The organism is Veillonella criceti (genome assembly GCF_900460315.1).
GTDB classification, from domain to species: Bacteria; Bacillota; Negativicutes; order Veillonellales; family Veillonellaceae; genus Veillonella_A; species Veillonella_A criceti.
Window position 1 is genome coordinate 276,085 of the sequence record NZ_UHIO01000001.1, and the last position, 19,560, is coordinate 295,644.

Consider the following 19,560-nt stretch of genomic DNA (forward strand, 5'->3'; position numbering starts at 1 on the left):
TGTTATTTATCAAATGTAATGCATTTATAGGTAAGATGAAGGTATTAGAGGCTTTTATCTATTAGGTAAAATTAGAATGGGAGAAAAAACATGAAAAAAACAGTTTTAAGTGCATTAGTAGCGACTACTTTGTTAGGTTCGTATAGTGTATTGGCACCGATGAAATTGCACCTCAAAATCTTGGTATGTATTCCTATGCAGCTGGTGATTATGCGTTAGCGGAAGCTGACCAATCTGTCGCAGTTGGCTTTGGTGCGGTTGTTTCAGCCGGTGAAAAAGATGCTGGTGTAAGTGGTGTGGCTATTGGTACGGGTAGCTATACAACAGCTATGGATGGTGTAGCATTAGGTTCTTACTCTGTAGCAGATCGTGCTTATGGTATGCATGGCTATGATCCTTCTACTAAAGGGCTTTATATTGGTGACGAAGAAATTTGGGTTGGTAGTGCAGGTGCCGTTTCAGTAGGAGGCGTTATTTCTGCCGAAGCTGAGAATGGCAATGAAGAAACTGCCATTATTACTCGCCAAATCACCAATGTAGCGGCTGGTAGTGAAGATACTGATGCTGTTAATGTAGCTCAATTAAAGAAAGTAGTAAGCTTAACAGATGCTAATAAAGAAGCAATTGCTTCCAATAAATCTGCTATTGAAGCTAACAGCTTAGCTATTGCTGACACTAAAGCTGAATTAAAACAGGATGTAGCTTCTGTTAATAATCGTGTAAGTAAGTTGGATAATCGTATGGATAAAGTAGGTGCTTCTGCGGCTGCTTTAGCAGCGTTGCATCCGCTTCAATTTAATGCTGATGATAAATTTACCGTAGCTGCTGGTTTTGGTAATTATAAAGGGGAACAAGCTGTCGCTCTTGGTGGTTTCTATCAAGCTAATGAAGATTTATTATTTAGCTTAGGTGGTACTTTAGGTGATGAAAAAATGGTCAATGCCGGTGTGTCCGTTCGCTTTGGTGAAAAAGGAGAAGCAGTACGAGTAAATGATCCAGAATCTGTTCGTCAATTGAACTCTGAAGTACAGGATTTACGCGCTAAAAATGCTAATTTAGAAACAACGGTAGCTGATCAACAGAGTCGCTTAGCTGCACAAGATGCTGAACTTCAAGCACAGCGTAAAGTGATTGAACAATTAGTAGCTAAAGTAGGTTTATAATTGTTTAACATTTCTTAAACAAACGATAACAATCCTATATAATACTATTAATAGGAAAACCTTCTATGATACAATATTGTATTATAGAAGGTTTTTTATTTTTATAGCAGGTTTTTTATTTTAAGAAATTTCATGAAGAGGCATGCTAGTGTATGATAAGGATGTTTTATGAAAGCGGAAACTAAGATAAAAGTAATAATAGGCATATTGGCGGTTGTATTATTAGGTAGTATCGAATTGTTTGTGCCAGGTTTTTATGCAGATATGGTTGATTTACTTGGTACTGGTGATGTACAGCATATAGCAGAAGTATTGCAAAGTTATGGTGCGTGGGCTATTGTAATTAGCTTTATTTTAGATGTAATTATTAATATAGCGGGTTTTTTACCATCTATCTTTTTTTCAACGGCCAATGGATTAATTTTTGGGCTTGTGCCTGGGATTCTTATTTCTTGGCTTGCTGAAACGGTGGGTGTTATTATTAGTTTTATGCTTATGCGTTATATTTTGCGCGAATCGGCAGAAAAGCTAATTAGGAAAAGCCAGTTTCTGTTGAAGGTTGATGATTTTAGCAGTAATAATGGATTAGCCGTTATGCTTTTTGCACGAACAATTCCCTATTTTCCATCAGGAATTATTACAGCGCTAGGAGCGATTAGTCGTATCAGTCTCCGCGACTATGCAATTGCTAATTTAATTGGTAAATTTCCGTCCACAGCCTTAGAGGTTGTGGTTGGCCATGATGCCGTAATGCTTCATGAGCATTTAGATCGACTGACTATTATCATTGTAGTGGCTACGGTAGTCTATATCATTGCTTGGTTTGCTTACAAGCGATGGATGAAGAAACGTGAACAAGCTAAGGATTCAGAGTAGCCAAGTGTAGCATTTCGTAGTAAAATGAATAATTATATTATATATAAGCGTGCTCTTTGGGGCACGCTTGTATCATACATAGTATTGTGTAGTATAAGTAGCATAGTAGGAAAAAGGAGCGAGTTTTATGAGTTTTACATTTCAAATTCCGGAAAAAGCAACCTTAAAAGGGCCTAACTTTATTCGTAAAGTCTTTGAACGTGGTGCTGGGATTCCAGGCTTTATCAGTTTTGGCATTGGTAATCCTGCATCAGAGGCTATTCCTGTAAAGGCGATTCAAGAAGCATTTGATTATGTAGTGAATAGTAAGCCTATTGAATTATTGCAATATGGCCCTATGGCAGGGGATGCTACCTTAGCTGAACAGACTATTGAGCGATTAATTACAGTACGTCATATGCCTCGTGAAGGGCAGCAGTTATTAATTTCCATTGGGGCGGGGCAAGATTTGGGACTAGTACCTCGTACGCTTTGCGAAGCGGGGGACGAAGTGTATATGGATGCCTATACTTTCACTAATGGCATTACGGCCGTTCGTAATGTGGGGGCAAAACCGATTGGTATTGCTATGGATAAGGACGGTATGATTCCGGAAGCCTTAGAAGAAAAAGCAAAGTCGGGGAAGGGCAAATATATTTATTTAATTCCTAATTTTCAAAATCCAACAGGCATCACGATGCCGCTAGAACGTCGCAAAGCAATTTATGCGGTAGCAGCTAAATATAATCTATTTATTTATGAAGATGATCCGTATGGTGAAATTCGTTTTACTGATTATAGCGTGCCTACTTTTAAGGAAATGGATACAGATAATCGTGTTATTTATGCAGGGTCTTATTCTAAAACCTTATCGGCTGGTTTGCGTGTGGGCTTTTTATATGGGCCTAAGCAGGCTATTGAAGCGATTCAAGCGCTTAAAAATAATTCAGATGGGCAAATGCCATTGGTTACACAGCGTGTGGTTTCACGATTATTAGAGGTTCTCGATTATGATGCACAAATTCAACAGGTAGCAAACGTATATAAAGAAAAAGCAGAGTTAATGATGGCAACCTTCCGTGAACATGGCAGTGATAAAGTTCATTTTGTAGAACCGACAGGTGGTATGTTCCTATGGATGACGATGCCGGATAGTGTAGATTGTGATGCTTTCTTTGAAGCTTGTATGGCGCACAAAGTAGGGATTGTTCCTGGGGCCGCTTTTGCAGCTGATGGTGTACCGGCAGGGCAATCGTTCCGTTTCAGTTTCACATATCCATCGAAAGAAGATATTGTAAAGGGTATGACAATTGTTGGACAATTGACGAAAGAATTTGTGAAATAGAGGATATAGAGTTACTATAAAATAGGGATTAAAATAGATCTTAAACTATAAATATAAAAGAGCGCAGGACATATGACAGTTCGTTATAATAGTCTTGCGCTCCTTATATTGAAAAAAATTGATGAATATGCTAAAATTTAAAAGAAGATATACGTCTTCAACTATAATATATAGGTAACAGCAATAGCTGATTGAAAGTAGGTGTAGATTATGGCATGTGGCAGTTCAGGTGGCTGCAGCGGTTGCTCGTCAGCTTCATCTTGCGGTAGTGCTCAACAAACTCCGCCAGATTTGACGGCAAAACTTAATGAATTAAGTAGTGTTAAACACGTCATTGGTGTAGTAAGTGGTAAAGGTGGCGTAGGGAAATCGCTCGTAACCTCTTTATTGGCCATTACTATGGCTCGTCGTGGTTTTAAAGTAGGGATTCTTGATGGTGATATTACAGGCCCATCCATTCCTAAAGTATTTGGTATTAAAGGCAAGGCGCATGTAGACGAATTGGGCATATATCCATTAACGTCTGAAGGTGGTATCGATGTTATGTCGGTCAACCTTTTATTAGAAAATGAAACAGATCCTGTATTATGGCGTGGTCCGATTGTGGGCAATGTGGTTAAGCAGTTCTATACAGATGTAATTTGGAAAGATTTAGATTACTTATTTGTAGATATGCCACCAGGAACAGGTGACGTAGCCTTGACAGTATTTCAATCTTTATCTTTAGATGGCATTGTAGTGGTTACTTCGCCACAAGATTTGGTATCTATGATTGTAGAAAAGGCTGTGAAAATGGCTGAACTTATGCAGATTCCAATCATTGGCGTAGTAGAGAATTTCTCGTATTTCCATTGTCCAGATAATGGTAAGGATTACAAAATCTTTGGTGATAGTCATATTGACGATGTTTTAAAACGATATGGTTTATTATTATTAGGTCGTTTACCAATTGATCCAAACGTAGCAGCGCTTTGTGATGCCGGTAAGTTAGAAGAGATTGACAAAACGAACTTAGAATCCGTAGAATTACCTCAGTAGGTTATTTTAAATCGGGCTCTTATATGGCAGGCTGCTCATCTTTATTGTATGAAAGAGGAGCAGCCTGCACTTTTTATATATAAGACATAATTCAAGTGACAAAGTTGTTATCAGAAAGAAGGCGTATGCATTGAAAAAGTATTTGTCTTGGATTATTCCAATCGTAGTCGGTTTGGCCATATGGTTTTCACCAGTGCCAGAAGGTCTAAAACCACAGGCTTGGCATTTATTTGCAATTTTTGCAGGCACAATTTTAGGATTTATTTTACAGCCATTACCTATTGGTGCATTATCAATTATTAGTATTGTTGTGTCCGCGGTTACTAACACGTTGAAGATTGGTGACGGGTTAGCCGGTTTTGCTAATACGGCAATTTGGTTAATCGTAGCCGCATTCTTATTCTCTCGTGGTTTTATTAAAACAGGCTTAGGGAAACGTATTGCCTATACATTAATTACAGCTGTTGGTAGTAATTCTTTGAAATTATCCTATGCGTTAGTGTTAAGTGATCTTATCTTATCGCCAGCAACACCATCTAATACAGCTCGTGCTGGTGGGGTTATTTTCCCAATTACTAAATCATTAGCGTCTGCTTTTGGTTCTGAACCAGGCCCTACTGCACGTAAGATTGGTGCCTTTTTGATTCAGTCTATTTATCAAGGGAATACAATTACATCAGCTATGTTTATGACATCTATGGCTGGTAACACATTGGTTGCCTCCTTGATTGCCGCTTCCTTTGGTTACACTATTACTTGGGGCGATTGGGCTGTAGCCGCTATTGTGCCAGGCTTAGCAGCCTTAATTGTTATGCCATTGGTATTATATTTTATCTATCCACCAGAATTAAAAGATACGCGTGAAATTCAGGCTCATATTGCCGATGAATTAAAAGGCTTAGGGGCTATGAGTTTTGCGGAAAAAGTAATGCTTGGCGTATTTATTTTATCCTTAGTATTATGGGCTACTAGCCAATTTACAGGTCTTAATGCGACTACTGTTGCTTTATTGGGCGTAAGTATTCTTTTAATTTCTAAAGTATTAACCTGGTCTGATGTAACGGAAGAAAAAGGTGGCTGGGATACATTGATTTGGATGGGGACTATGATGGCCCTTGCTTCTCAGCTTAATAAATTAGGTTTCATTCCTTGGTTTGCAGATTTGGTAGGCGCTGAAGTACAAGGGATTAACTGGGTAGCTGCATTCTTAATCTTGTTATTAGTATATACATATTCTCATTATATCTTTGCAAGTCTTACTGTACACATTACAGCCATGTATGTTGTATTCGTAGCCGTTGCTATTAGTGCTGGTACACCTCCATATTTAGCGATGTTTGCATTTGCATTCTTCTCTAACTTATGTATGTCCTTGACTCACTATGCAGCAGGTCCTTCACCAATCTGTTTCAATGCTGGTTATATGACACAGAATACTTGGTGGCGCCTTGGCTTTATCGCTTCGGTGATTAACTTAATTATCTGGTTAGGCCTTGGTTCCGTATGGTGGAAAGTATTAGGTCTTTGGTAATCGATACATACAAGTACGATACTATGGCTGTCGGTAATTTATATATTAGATTATGTATCAGATAATAGGTAAATAATTAAGAAGGTTTTGCTTATCTCTAGAGTGATTAAAAATTCTTGTCACTTGAGGAGGTAACAAAGCCTTCTTTTTTGTTTTAGCTGTAAGTGTGCTATAATATCTATATACTTGAGCATGTGAGGTGAACTATGAACACAGTAGCACGTTTATTAGAATATATAGATAATAGCACTTCACCGTATCATACGGTCAAAGCAAGTGCAGACTTACTAAAAGCGAAAGGGTTTAAAGAATTACAGCTTGATGAACTTTGGGCGTTTAGTGAAGGTGACTATTTTGTTAAGGTCTATGATACGACATTAATAGCTTTTCACGTGGGAACTAATTTACGCGATTCTTTGAGAATTGTATCGGCTCATACGGATTTTCCTGCTTTGCGGGTAAAACCCAATCCTTTAATAGAAGCAAAAGGGTATGGTAAGCTTAATGTGGAGACCTATGGTGGTCTTATTTTGAACACCTGGTTGGATCGCCCTTTGTCTATGGCTGGGGTGGTGGTGACTCGTTCTGAAGATCCTTTTCATCCAGAAATTCATTACGTTGATATAGCACGCCCCTTATTGACTATTCCTAATTTAGCCATTCATATGAACCGTAATATTAACGATGGCGTGGCCCTGGATAAACAGCTGCATATGTTACCTTTGTTTATGATGGCTAATGAAACAGAGGCTATTAATGATGAATGGCTTATTTTTTTAAGTGAACAAGTAAAACGGCCTGCTGAGGATATTTTATCCTATGAGTTGACATTATATCCTGTGGAGGGTGGTACTACGTTTGGTCGTTATGATGAATTTATCAGTTCGCCACGAATTGATAATTTAACGTCTTGCATGGCTTGTCTTGAAGGTATTTTGGAAGCACAACAGGTAGAGGCTGAAGGCTTACGGTTAATTGCTTTATTTGATAATGAAGAGGTGGGGAGCCGGACTAAACAAGGTGGTGCGTCCACTATATTATCGCAGCTAGTAGAGCGAATTTATATGGCTACGGGTCATACAAAAGCAGAGTGTTATGCTGATATTGCTGGCGGTTTTATGCTGTCTGCTGATGTGGCTCATGGCTATCATCCAAATTATCCTGAGAAAAATGATATGACTAATGTACCGGTATTAAATCAAGGGTTAGTATTAAAGGTAGCGGCTAGTCAATCTTATGCGGGTGATGCGTGGGCTATGGCGACAGTTAAAGCGTTGTGTGAAACAAATGATATTCCATACCAAATATATGTAAATCGTTCCAATATTCCTGGTGGTTCTACTGTGGGGTCTATTTCATCGGCTATGCTAACTATGCGTACCATGGATGTAGGGGTTCCTATTTTAGCGATGCATTCAGCACGTGAAACAATGGGCGCGAATGACCAAGAAGCATTGGAACACCTGATGAGGGCATTTTTACGATAGGAGTCCTATGTTAACAGAGTATACAGTGCTTATTACGGACGTCTTAAATACGCCCTATGGTAAGCTTATCTTAATTGTTTTGATATTTTTAGCAGGTCTTGGTATGTCGCTAGTACCGGAAACGGTAGCGACTATTTTACCTCGTCTGGCCGGTCATATATATAAGCGCATTTATTTTGCCATTGGTATGACTGCTTCAATTATTGTTGTCGGTGTGTTAGGGTCTTGGATATTAGGCCCTTACAGTATTGGTGGTGCCGCTTACATTATTTGGGCTGTCCTATTAGTGGCTGTAGCGCTACAAGCTTTTGAGTGGGTAGCGTTTATTCATCCAGCACCGCTTCGTACTCGTGAAGACCGACGGGTAGAACGGCGGGGCACACCTCGACAGCGGACAATGGCAATTATTCGTCAGGGGCTATTAGTTGGTTTGTTGTGGCGCTATGATCGTTTGCCTATTTATGTATGGCTTGTAGCAACGATTGCCATTGCTGGCTGGAAGTTAGCGTCCGTTTTAATTATATCGTTTATTATTGGTTATTTAATCCCTGTATTTTGGTTAACTAATCGACTAGAACGATTAGCTAGACTCGTAACTCGACCAAATTACCGTACTGGTATTTTTTGGTTTAAACGTTTGATGGGGACAGTTATGGTATTGGAGGCCTTATATTTCTTAGGGCTTTTAATTACATATTATTAATGGTTATCTCATGTATGTATTGTGTATACATGGAAAATAAAGGTTGTATTCTGGAGGGAATACTTCTACAATGTAGAGAGGTAACAATGTTGAGGAGGAAGTCTCATGAAAGAAATTAAATCTGTGTTGGTTGCCAACCGAGGTGAAATTGCTATTCGTGTATTCCGTGCTTGTAATGAAATGGGCATTCGCACAGTAGCTATTTACTCAAAAGAAGATTCATTGTCCTTACACCGTAATCAGGCGGATGAAGCCTATTTAGTAGGACGAGGAAAAAAACCAGTCGATGCGTATTTAGATATTGAAGATATCATCCGCATTGCTCATGAACATGATGTAGATGCCATCCATCCAGGCTACGGCTTCTTGGCAGAGAATGCCCGTTTTGCTAAGCGATGTGAAGAAGAAGGCATCATTTTTATTGGACCTCGTTTAGAACATTTGGAAATGTTCGGCGATAAGGTTAATGCGCGTATTCAGGCGAAATTAGCTGGTATCCCTATGATTCCAGGTAGTGATGGGCCTCTTAATAATTTTGAAGAATTAGAAGAATTTGCTAAAACACATGGATTCCCATTGATGATCAAAGCCGTTAATGGTGGTGGCGGTCGTGGTATGCGTGCCGTTGAATCGATGGGTGAACTTCGTGAAGCTTATGATCGTGCTAAATCAGAAGCGAAAATGGCGTTTGGCGATGATGATGTTTATGTAGAAAAACTTATTGTTGAACCAAAACATATTGAAGTTCAGATTATGGGTGATGCACATGGTAATGTAGTTCATTTATATGAACGTGACTGCTCCGTTCAACGTCGTCACCAAAAAGTAGTAGAAATGGCCCCAGCTTTTGCATTGCCATTGGAAACTCGGCAGCGCATTTGTGAAGCGGCTGTTAAGATTATGAAAAATGTAAAATACGTAGGGGCTGGTACGGTAGAATTCCTCGTTACTAATGACGGTAATTTCTACTTCATAGAAGTAAACCCTCGTATTCAAGTAGAACATACAATTACTGAATTAATTACCGGTATTGATATTGTTCATACTCAAATTCGTGTAGCTGAAGGATATTCCTTATTTGATGAAGAAGTAGGGATTCCTTCTCAAGATAAAATTGAATGTAATGGACAGGCGATTCAATGCCGTATTACGACAGAAGATCCTAGCAACAATTTTATGCCAGATACTGGTAAATTGGTAGCTTATCGTTCTAGTGGTGGTTTTGGTATTCGTCTTGATGGCGGTAATGCCTTCACTGGATCCGTTATTACTCCTTACTATGATTCTTTACTTGTAAAAGCCTCTTCTTGGGCGTTAACACCAGAAGAATCAATTCAGAAAATGCTTCGTTGTTTGCGCGAATTCCGTATTCGTGGTGTTAAAACGAATATCCATTTCTTAATTAATGTATTAGAAAGTCCAGAATTTGTTGCCGGCACTTGTAATGTAAACTTTATTGATGAACATCCAGAATTGTTTATTTTTAAACAAGTTCGTGACCGCGGTACTAAGATGTTGCGTTATATTGCTGACGTAACTGTTAATGGGTACCAAGGCCTTGGTCGTCAAGATGTACCTGATTTTGAACCTATTCAGATGCCACCATTGCTTTCTATTAAACCACCAGCTGGTACTAAGCAGAAATTTGATGAATTAGGACCAGAAGGATTCTCTAAATGGTTAATGGATCAAAAGCAAGTGTATTTTACAGATACAACTTGGCGTGATGCGCATCAATCTTTATTTGCTACTCGTTTGCGTACCGTTGATATGGCTCGTGTAGTGGGAGAAGCTGCTCGTGGCGTGCCTAACTTATTCTCTTTAGAATGTTGGGGCGGTGCTACTTTTGACGTAGCGTATCGTTTCCTACATGAAGATCCATGGGAACGTCTTCGCATGTTCCGCAAAGAAGTCCCAAATGTATTGTTACAGATGCTACTTCGTGGTGCCAATGCTGTTGGTTATACAAGTTATCCAGATAATGTAGTACGTCAATTTATTAAATTGGCGGCTGCTAATGGGGTTGATGTCTTCCGCGTATTTGATAGCTTGAACAGTTTAGATAATATGCATGTAGCTATTGATGAAGTGCGCAATCAGAATAAGATTGCTGAAGTATCCTTGTGCTATACTGGTGATATTTTAGATGCTAGCCGTCCTAAATATAATTTAGACTATTATGTGAAGATGGCGAAAGAAGTGGAAAAAGCAGGGGCTAATATTATTGCTATTAAAGATATGGCGGGGCTTTTGAAACCACAAGCGGCTTACAATTTAGTGTCGGCTTTAAAAGATGCTGTTGATTTGCCAATTCACTTGCATACTCATGAAGGAGCTGGCAATGCAATTTATAGTTATGGCCGTGCTATTGATGCCGGTGTTGATGTGGTTGACGTAGCCTATTCGGCCTTTGCAAATGGTACTAGCCAACCAAGCATGAACTCTTTATACTACGGTTTATCTGGACATGAACGTCAGCCTGAAATGGATGCTAACTACATGGAACACATGTCTCATTACTTTGCCTCCATTCGTCCATACTACAAAGGGGTAGATAAAACTAATCCATATCCTAGCACAGAAGTTTATCAGCATGAAATGCCAGGTGGTCAGTTCTCCAATTTACAACAACAAGCTAAGAGTGTTGGACTTGGTGAACGTTGGGATGAAGTTAAGAAAGTATATCATCAAGTTAGCATGATGTTTGGTGATATTATTAAAGTAACACCATCGTCTAAAGTTGTTGGTGATATGACGTTATTCATGGTTCAAAATGATTTGACTGAAGAAGATATTTATAATAAAGGGGAAACATTAGACTTCCCACAATCCGTTGTGGAATTCTTCCAAGGTTATTTAGGGGTACCATATCAAGGGTTCCCTGAAAAATTACAGAAAATTATCTTAAAAGGTAAGAAACCATTAAAAGGTCGTCCTGGTGCATCTTTAGAACCAGTTGATTTTGAAGATGTTCGTAAAAAATTACTTGATATGGGATCGCCAGCTACTGATGAAGACGTCATTGCGTATTGCTTATATCCAAAAGTATATAGTGACTATGTAGAATTCAATAGTGATTATGATGATATTTCTGTATTAGATACGCCAACGTTCTTCTTTGGCATGCGTCGTGGCGAATCTATTCATGTAACGATTGAAAAAGGTAAAATGTTGATTATTAAATTAATCCATGTGAGTGAAGTGGATGAAGATGGTAATCGCATTATTAGCTTTGAATTTAATGGTCAACCACGCGATATTAAAGTACGTGATAAACATGTTAAAACAACAGGTGTGGTGCGTCATAAAGTGGATAAAACACAACCTGGTGAAGTGGGGGCTACTTTATCTGGTTCTGTTGTTAAGATTCTCGTTAAGAGTGGTCAAAGTGTCTTGAAAGGGGAACCATTAATCGTAACTGAAGCTATGAAAATGGAAACAACCATTACATCACCAATCGATGGTATTGTTGGTGAAGTCTATGTTCGTGAAGGTAGCCGTATTGAAAGTGGCGATTGCTTGATTAAAATTCAAGACCGTTCTAACTCTTAATACATACCTTTCCATGAATTGAATAGTTTGCAAATAGGAATTGTTTCATTTTATTCCTATTGATTGAGAAGAGGCCTTCGGGCCTCTTCTTTTTGTATAAAAGTTCTTGACTTAAAGTTGACTTCAAGGTGTACAGTGAATGTGTTGAATATTATAAATGAAATCACAGGCAATTAGTGAGTATTAACAGCAAAGATGGAGGCTATTAATGAGTACGCAAACAAATAAAACCGAGTATATGAGTGCGAATGGAGTCCCTGTAGCAGTGGCAACTACCCAAGCAGACCATGCTAAATCAATGGTCTTTCCTATTGGCGAAGAAAATGTAGCATTTGTGCAATATTTTGTTGGGAACAGTTATTTAGCACCTGTAGAAACTAAGGCATTAGGTATCTATAATGTAACGTTTGAACCTAAATGTCGCAATCATTGGCATATTCATCAGGCGACAAAGGGGGGTGGCCAAATTTTAATTGGTGTTGCTGGTCGTGGCTTTTATCAGACTTGGGGCGAAGAACCAAAGGAAATTTTGCCAGGAACGGTCATTACAATTCCGGCTGGTGTGAAACATTGGCATGGTGCTGATGCTGATCATTGGTTTTCTCATTTAGCGATTGAAGTACCTGGAGAAGATACGAGTACAGAGTGGCTTGAACCGGTTAGTGACGAGCAATATTTCGGTGTTGTTACAAAGTAATAAGAGTAATACATTAAGTTAAAGAGACATATAAAGTAAAAATAGGAATGAGTAAAGGGCTGTTGCGTAAAGTAACAGCCTTTTTTCTATGGACTTTGATAGTCCTTTTCGCCATTTCGTGTTACAATAGATTAGAAACCCTTTACCATATAAGGCGTTTTAAAAAAGATGAAATACAACATATTGATAATTTTTAGGGATAATTATCTTTTTAGATATGTTTGGTGTTAGGAGTGTAGGTATGTTTTCATATGGGAAAAAACAATGGGAATTAGGTCGTTCTATTTATGGGTATAAAAGTTGGCGAGAGAAACGCCGTATTACCTTGTTTGTGGGCCGTTCATATAAAAATAAGAAACAGTTAACGGAATTGACCGAGTATTTTGAAAATTATCAACCATTACCTAATCTATTAGCTCGTCATGAAGGTATTTATGAAGTTATTAATCGTGTGTTTTTGTTTAAAAATTCTACGGCACAACAACGTCTAGAGGCTATTAAGGAACATTTTGACATGTTGCCACAGTATTTTAAACCGCAGGCGATTACAGAGCTGTATAATCCTGATGTTAGTCATGCGATTGTGATTTGGGAGAATGAAGAACTGAATTTAAAAAGTGAGTTATGGTTTCATACAGGCCAACGTAAAGAAGGCTTTTTGAGCTTATTTTTGAATTATGATGGAGATTGGGTATACCATATTAATTTCCGCTTAGGGCATGGTTTTGATGGTAAGCCTTGTATTTGGATCGGTACTATTCAAGGATCGCGTAATGGCTTAGACAAAGCTAAAAAGATTACGAAGAAGATGCATAGCTACCGACCTAAAAATTTTATGTTTTTCTTGATTCGTCAATTAGCAACTAATATGGGAATTTCTTCTTTGTATGCTATTTCAGATGAAGGATTTTATACGAATAGTCATTTGATTCGTGGCAATCGTTCAAAGAAGGTTCAATTTGATCCATTTTGGGAGGAATTAGGGGGCGCTGTTTGTCCAGAAGATAACAAATATTTCCGCATTCCATTAGAAGAAGAGCGTAAAACCTATGAAACAGCGAAAACACATAAACGCAATATGTATCGTAAACGCTATGAGATGTTAGATCAGTTTATTGAAGAAATTGCAGATAATAGTAAGCAGTACCTACTAGTGAAATAAGCTAGTAAATTATGTCAGAGAAAAGAGGTGTCCTCATGAGATGTCCGTATTGTAAACATACAGAAAATAAAGTAACGGATTCCCGTGCGACTGATGATGATAATAGCATTCGTCGACGTCGTGAATGTTTAGCCTGTGGGCGACGTTTCACAACCTATGAAGTCATCGAGGATGTACCAATTATGGTTATTAAATCGAGCGGTAGTTATGAAATGTTTGATCGTAGCAAATTATTAAATGGCTTGTTACGATCTTGTAATAAGCGTAATATTCCTCGTGAAACCTTAGAAAATGTGGTGAAAAATGTAGAAGATGCGATTCGCAATCGTTCACAGCAGGAGATAAAATCATCGGAAATTGGTGATTTAGTACTTAAAGAATTAAAAACTATTGATGAAGTAGCCTATGTACGCTTTGCTTCCGTATATCGTAATTTTGAAGACGTACAAGCTTTTGTAGCCGTATTAAAAGATTTACGTAATCATGAGGAGTCAAAATGATAGATTTACATTGCGATACGATAATGATGCTTATTGATCATCCTAATGAGGGTGATTTAGGGCAAAATCCATGGAAAATTGATATTTCAAAGCTAAAAAAAGGTGGCTATACGCTTCAAGATTTTGCACTCTTTGTTGAGTTAGATCAAGAAATAGATCCATATGGTCGATATGAAGCGATGCGTCAGCTGTTTAATGAACAGATGGCAATGTATGCGGATGATATTGTTCATGTTCGCTCCTATGAGGACTTTGTAACAGCTCGTGCTGCTGGTAAATTGAGTGCTTTATTATCGGTGGAAGAAGGAGGCGTATTTGAAGGTTCCTTAGAGCGATTGAAAAAAGCCTACGATGATGGTGTGCGTTTAATTACAATTAGTTGGAATTTTCCTAATGGCTTATCTTATCCTAATGGTAAGGACCATGAAGGTAAAGGGTTAACGCCAAAAGGCATTGAATTTGTACAGTATATGGAAGAATTGGGCATGATTGTAGATTGCTCGCATCTCAATGATGCCGGTACATTTCAATTAGGTGAGATCTTACAAAAGCCGTTTATTGCTTCGCACTCCAATGCACGGGCTTTAACAAATCACCCTCGTAATTTAACCGATGATTTGATTCGCTTGATTGCCAATAAAGGGGGCGTTATTGGCCTTAATTTTGCGCAAGCTTTTTTGGGAACGAATCGAGTTAGTCAAATTGAGGACATTGTACGTCATGGTCTGTACTTACGCAATGTAGGTGGTTCTGATGTAGTAGCCTTAGGGACTGATTTTGATGGCATTCGTCCTGATACAGAAATTGTCGATGCTAGTGAAATGCCACGGTTGTATGAGGCGTTCCGCAAAGCAGGACTCAGTGAAACAGACACGGATAAAATTTTTAGTAAGAATGCAGAGCGTCTATTGCAGACGATTTTATAATAGGAGGCTTGTATGGAATTAGCAGGTGAGATTAATCCTATCATTGCGGAACGTTTTACGGATCATCTTGATGTATTTGGCCAGACTATGGAACAGATGGAGACGATTCAACTGATTGCGGAACGTTGTAAGACAGCTTTGGCTGCTGGTAATAAAGTATTTTTTTGTGGTAATGGTGGCTCTGCTGCTGATGCGCAACATTTGGCAGCGGAATTAATTGGTCGATTTCAAAAAGAACGTCGTTCATTAGCTTCTATTGCGTTAACAACTGATACATCTATTTTAACCGCAGTCGCTAATGATTATGGCTATGATGAAGTATTTGCTCGCCAAGTGGAAGGCTTAGGCCGTTCTGGAGATGTGTTAATTGGTATTTCTACGTCTGGCAATAGTGCAAATGTTGTTAAAGCGGCTCTTAAAGCGCGTGACACAGGTATGCATACAATTGCTTTTACTGGTGAAGGTGGCGGTAAACTCAATGAAATTTGTGACATTACATTAGCCATTCCGTCAAAAGTAACCGCGCGTATTCAGGAAATGCATATTTTGGTTGGGCACATAATTTGTGAATTGGTGGAAGAAGAATATGATAAGTAAAACAATCCATGAATTTTTAACCCGAAAATTACCAGAACTTCGTATTGCCGTTATTGGTGATATTATGGTGGATCGATATGTGTTTGGTGATGTGGGCCGCATTTCACCAGAAGCACCGGTGCCGGTTAACCGTGTTACCGATGTGAAAGAAGTACTTGGTGGTGCTGCTAATGTGGCGAATAATTTGGCCAATTTAGATTGCCAAGTGTTTTTAGGTGGTGTAGCAGGTACAGATAGTCATGGTGACTTATTAACGAACCTATTAGATACAGCCCATATTAATCATGAAGGTGTATTACGTTTAGCAAGTCGTCAAACGACGACTAAGATGCGTATTTTAGGTGGCCGTCAGCAGATGATGCGCCTTGACTTTGAAGAACCAGAAGCAATAGTGGAGGAAGAAGCCCATCATTTATTAACTTGGCTTTCGAATCTTTGTAAAAAAGGGCTAGATGGTATTGTTATTTCTGATTATGGCAAAGGTGTTTGTACGCCTGCTGTGTTGGAAGCAGTGATTTCGTTAGCTAATGCTAACGGAATTAAGACGATTGTAGATCCAAAGGGAAATGATTGGTCCAAGTATGCTGGTGCTACTTTTATTACACCGAATGTAAAAGAACTGAGCGAATATATTGGACGGTCTTTGGATAATACTGATGAAGCTATTGTTGCAGCGGCCAAGGAAACACTGGCTGCAGTAGCCTTTGATTATGTAGTAGCGACTCGTTCGGCTAAAGGGATTACTGTTGTTAGTCGACAAGGCCAAATTTGGCATAATCCAGCTACACAACAAGAGGTATTTGATGTGAGTGGCGCTGGTGATACGGTGGTAGCCATGATTATTACGGCTATGGCGGCTGGTTTAACGGTGCGTGGCACCTTGCATGTAGCTAATGCAGCAGCTGGCGTTGTTGTTTCTAAAGTAGGGACGTATCCAATTCATCGTCAGGAATTATTAACGTTATGGGAATCCATTCGTCATCGTCAAGCAGATCCAATTACTGCTTATAGCCGTGAAGAAATGGCAAGTAAAATTAGACAATGGCAAAATGAAGGACATACGGTTGTTTTTACTAATGGTTGTTTTGACATTTTGCATAGTGGGCATTTATCATATCTACGAGATGCAGCCCGCTTAGGTGATCATTTAGTGGTAGGAGTTAATTCCGATGCATCGGTGAAACGCCTAAAAGGTGAAGCTAGACCGATTAATAGTGAATCCTCTCGGGCTGAATTAATGGGTGCTTTAGGCTTTGTTGATGGGGTTGTCTTATTTGAAGAGGATACACCAGCTGAATTATTGAGTGATTTGCGCCCTAATATTTTAGTTAAGGGTGGCGATTATACCGCAGAGCAAGTGATTGGCCGCGAATTTGTGGATAAAGTTATTATTTTACCATTTAAAGAGGGCTATTCTACAACAGGAATTATAGAGAAAATTAAGGCCTTAGTGCAGGAGGGATTATTATGATTATTGTAACTGGTGGTGCCGGTTTTATAGGCAGTAATATTGTAAAACAGTTGAATGAACAAGGCCGTAATGATATTTTAATCGTAGATGATTTAACAGATGGTAGTAAAATTCGCAATTTACAGATGCTAGATTTTTATGATTATGTAGATTGCATTGATTTTGATGAGGCCGTAGCAGCGAATACATTTGATATTGGTCCTATTGATGTGATTTTTCACGAAGGGGCTTGCGCTGATACCATGAACTATGATGGTCGCTATATGATGCACAATAACTTTGAAGGGACTAAGAATTTGTTCCATTACTGTCAAGAACGGCGAGTGCCTTTTATTTATGCCTCGTCAGCCTCTACCTATGGTCATGGCACTCATGGTTTTACAGAAAAGCCCGAATGTGAAGAAGCATTAAATCCATATGCGTATTCTAAATTATTCTTTGATCGCTATTTACGTCGTTTTGAAGGTCAGTTGCAATCTCAAGTCGTGGGATTACGTTATTTTAATGTATTTGGTCCTAATGAAAATCATAAAGGTAATATGGCTTCACTTGTGCGTCAAATGTTCTATAAGCTTCGTGAAACTGGTGAAATTACGTTATTTGAAGGTACAGATGGATATGGCGATGGTGAACAAGTCCGTGATTTTATTTATGTAAAAGACGTAGTTAATGTCAATTTATTCTTCTGGGAACATCCTGAAATTAGTGGCATTTTTAACTGTGGTACTGGAGAAGCGAAGAGTTTTAATCGTTTTATGAAAGCGGTTATTGCATATAATGGTTCTGGCGCATTACGGTATATTCCATTCCCAGAAGTGTTAAAAGGAAAATATCAAAGTTATACAGAAGCTGATACTACTAAGTTGATGAGTGTAGGTTATGATAAGGGATTCACTAATTTAGAAGACGCTGTAGCCGAATACTGTGAATTGTTAGATCATAACGAAGGATATGTACGATAATTATTAGGAAGAGGGAGCCTATGCGTAAGGTTTTATTTTTAGATCGTGATGGTGTGATTAATGTAGATGTAAATTATTTATATCGCGTGGAAGATTTGCAGTTTGTACCTGGCGCACCGGAAGCGTTAGTAGCGGCGGTAAATGCTGGTTATGATTTAATTGTCGTGACAAATCAAAGTGGTATTGCGCGCGGATATTATACGGAAAAAGATATGCATACACTTCATGAAGAAATCAATCGACGCCTTACAGCACAAGGGGCTCCCATCCTTCATTTTTACTATTGTCCTCATCATGTACAAGGGACAGTGCCAGAATTTACTAAGGAATGTGAATGCCGTAAACCTAAGTCTGGCTTGTTACGACAAGCTATGAGTGATTATGAGATTGACCAATCCCTTAGTTTTATGGTTGGGGATAAGTCATCTGATATAACAGCGGCAGAAGGAGCTGGTCTAGCTGGCTATTTATTTGATGGAACAAATTTAGAAACATTTTTATTGCCGATTTTACAAAAGTATGAAACAAAAGCAAAGGGGACGAGCCATGAAAGAGTATAAACGCATATTAATCGTTAAAATGAGTTCCCTTGGTGATGTAATTCATGCGTTGCCCACCTTGTATGCGATTCGCAAGAATTGGCCGAACGCGCATATTACCTGGGCAGTGCATGAACAATTTAGTGGACCTTTACCGGGAAAGCCTTGGATTGATGAGGTGCTTTTCATTGATAAAAAGAAGTTGAAATCCCTACGCTATTTATGGTCCTTGCGTAAAGTGTTGCACAGTCATATGTTTGATATGTGCCTAGATTTACAATGCTTAGCAAAAAGTGCTATTGTAGCAGCTCTTTCTGGGGCTAAGGAAAAATATGGTTATTGGGAATTACGTGAAGGCAGTCAACTAATTAATAAAGCGTTAGTAGGTCCTAATAAATATGGCCATGTGATTGAGCGTTATTTAGATACTGTGCGCGCGTTAGGTGGTGAAGTTACGGGTGTAGAGTTTCCTATTAATGAATCTCCTGAAGCAGCGGCTAGTTGTATTTCAAAATTAACGGATGCAGGCTTACCGCAGGGGCATGATTATGTTGTTATGGCGCCAGGTGCTCGTTGGGCTGTTAAAGAATGGCCTATTTCCTCATTTGGGGCGTTGGCTAATCGATTGGCGGAGGCTAAGCAATATGTAGTTCTTATTGGGGCCAAGGGAGATAAGGCTAAAGCACAAGCGATTAAAGACAAGGCTAAGAGTGAAGCGGTGTTTGATATGACTGGTGAAACGAGTTTAGAAGAATTAATTGAACTTATTCGTGGTGCCAAATTATTTATTAGTGCCGATACAGGTCCATTACATATTGCTAATGCGTTGAAACGACCTTTAATTGGTCTATATGGCACAACATCACCTGAGCGGACGGGACCCTATGGTGGTGATTATGTACATTGCATTGTATCGCCTACGTCCAAAGCAACACCAGAGAATCCACTAGTGGATGATCCCGATTGTATGTCTCAAATTTCAGTTGATCAAGTATGGGCTACTGCTAAGACCCTATTATGATAAAGGAGGTT

18 protein-coding genes are annotated in these 19,560 nt (G+C 38.9%); all 18 read left to right on the forward strand.

Annotated features, from left to right (window positions below; all coding sequences use genetic code 11):
* Window positions 1-90 precede the first annotated feature (90 nt).
* The 18 genes from DYE54_RS10360 (at window position 91) to DYE54_RS01300 (ending at window position 19,549) form a co-directional block, all read left to right on the forward strand.
* Entirely contained in the window at window positions 91-219 is a 129-nt protein-coding gene (locus DYE54_RS10360; RefSeq protein ID WP_281267703.1) for a hypothetical protein, read from the forward strand.
* A complete protein-coding gene (locus tag DYE54_RS01220) occupies window positions 186-1,163 on the forward strand; it encodes a YadA-like family protein (RefSeq protein WP_115309517.1) in 978 nt (325 codons plus the stop codon). The genes DYE54_RS10360 and DYE54_RS01220 overlap by 34 nt, the downstream gene beginning before the upstream one ends.
* Before the next feature lie 168 nt (window positions 1,164-1,331).
* Window positions 1,332-2,039, forward strand: a complete 708-nt coding sequence (locus tag DYE54_RS01225) for a TVP38/TMEM64 family protein (RefSeq protein ID WP_115309518.1) — start codon at window positions 1,332-1,334, stop codon at window positions 2,037-2,039.
* A 127-nt stretch (window positions 2,040-2,166) separates the two neighbouring features.
* Window positions 2,167-3,363 carry an aminotransferase-like domain-containing protein gene (locus DYE54_RS01230; RefSeq protein ID WP_115309519.1) on the forward strand — a complete coding sequence of 399 codons (1,197 nt, stop codon included), beginning with the start codon at window positions 2,167-2,169 and terminating at the stop codon, window positions 3,361-3,363.
* A gap of 210 nt (window positions 3,364-3,573) precedes the next feature.
* A complete protein-coding gene (locus tag DYE54_RS01235) occupies window positions 3,574-4,401 on the forward strand; it encodes a P-loop NTPase (RefSeq protein ID WP_115309520.1) in 828 nt (275 codons plus the stop codon).
* 130 nt (window positions 4,402-4,531) lie between these two features.
* Window positions 4,532-5,932 (forward strand): anion permease, encoded by a 1,401-nt coding sequence (locus DYE54_RS01240; RefSeq protein WP_115309521.1) that lies wholly within the window; start codon window positions 4,532-4,534, stop codon window positions 5,930-5,932.
* A 206-nt stretch (window positions 5,933-6,138) separates the two neighbouring features.
* Window positions 6,139-7,419, forward strand: coding sequence for a M18 family aminopeptidase (locus tag DYE54_RS01245; protein ID WP_115309522.1), 1,281 nt, complete (start codon window positions 6,139-6,141; stop codon window positions 7,417-7,419).
* 7 nt (window positions 7,420-7,426) lie between these two features.
* The gene (locus DYE54_RS01250) at window positions 7,427-8,122 is read left to right on the forward strand and encodes a hypothetical protein (RefSeq protein ID WP_115309523.1); all 696 of its coding nucleotides are present in this window, start codon (window positions 7,427-7,429) and stop codon (window positions 8,120-8,122) included.
* A 105-nt stretch (window positions 8,123-8,227) separates the two neighbouring features.
* Entirely contained in the window at window positions 8,228-11,674 is a 3,447-nt protein-coding gene (locus tag DYE54_RS01255) for a pyruvate carboxylase (protein WP_115309524.1), read from the forward strand.
* Between the two features lie 208 nt (window positions 11,675-11,882).
* On the forward strand, window positions 11,883-12,371 hold the full coding sequence (locus tag DYE54_RS01260; RefSeq protein WP_172460538.1) for a cupin domain-containing protein: 489 nt from the start codon (window positions 11,883-11,885) through the stop codon (window positions 12,369-12,371).
* A 241-nt stretch (window positions 12,372-12,612) separates the two neighbouring features.
* The gene (locus tag DYE54_RS01265) at window positions 12,613-13,533 is read left to right on the forward strand and encodes a VirK/YbjX family protein (RefSeq protein ID WP_115309525.1); all 921 of its coding nucleotides are present in this window, start codon (window positions 12,613-12,615) and stop codon (window positions 13,531-13,533) included.
* A gap of 35 nt (window positions 13,534-13,568) precedes the next feature.
* Window positions 13,569-14,033 (forward strand): transcriptional regulator NrdR, encoded by a 465-nt coding sequence (gene nrdR / locus DYE54_RS01270; RefSeq protein WP_115309526.1) that lies wholly within the window; start codon window positions 13,569-13,571, stop codon window positions 14,031-14,033.
* Window positions 14,030-14,959, forward strand: a complete 930-nt coding sequence (locus DYE54_RS01275; RefSeq protein ID WP_115309527.1) for a dipeptidase — start codon at window positions 14,030-14,032, stop codon at window positions 14,957-14,959. Before nrdR ends, DYE54_RS01275 begins: the two co-directional genes overlap by 4 nt.
* Window positions 14,960-14,971: 12 nt before the next feature.
* Window positions 14,972-15,556, forward strand: a complete 585-nt coding sequence (gene gmhA, locus DYE54_RS01280; protein ID WP_115309528.1) for a D-sedoheptulose 7-phosphate isomerase — start codon at window positions 14,972-14,974, stop codon at window positions 15,554-15,556.
* Window positions 15,546-17,027 carry a D-glycero-beta-D-manno-heptose-7-phosphate kinase gene (gene rfaE1 / locus DYE54_RS01285; RefSeq protein WP_115309529.1) on the forward strand — a complete coding sequence of 494 codons (1,482 nt, stop codon included), beginning with the start codon at window positions 15,546-15,548 and terminating at the stop codon, window positions 17,025-17,027. Before gmhA ends, rfaE1 begins: the two co-directional genes overlap by 11 nt.
* Window positions 17,024-17,989, forward strand: coding sequence for an ADP-glyceromanno-heptose 6-epimerase (gene rfaD / locus DYE54_RS01290; RefSeq protein WP_115309530.1), 966 nt, complete (start codon window positions 17,024-17,026; stop codon window positions 17,987-17,989). Before rfaE1 ends, rfaD begins: the two co-directional genes overlap by 4 nt.
* Before the next feature lie 20 nt (window positions 17,990-18,009).
* Window positions 18,010-18,549, forward strand: coding sequence for a D-glycero-alpha-D-manno-heptose-1,7-bisphosphate 7-phosphatase (locus DYE54_RS01295; RefSeq protein ID WP_115309531.1), 540 nt, complete (start codon window positions 18,010-18,012; stop codon window positions 18,547-18,549).
* Window positions 18,536-19,549: a glycosyltransferase family 9 protein gene (locus DYE54_RS01300; RefSeq protein ID WP_115309532.1), complete on the forward strand. Its 1,014-nt coding sequence runs from the start codon at window positions 18,536-18,538 to the stop codon at window positions 19,547-19,549. The genes DYE54_RS01295 and DYE54_RS01300 overlap by 14 nt, the downstream gene beginning before the upstream one ends.
* Window positions 19,550-19,560 lie beyond the last annotated feature (11 nt).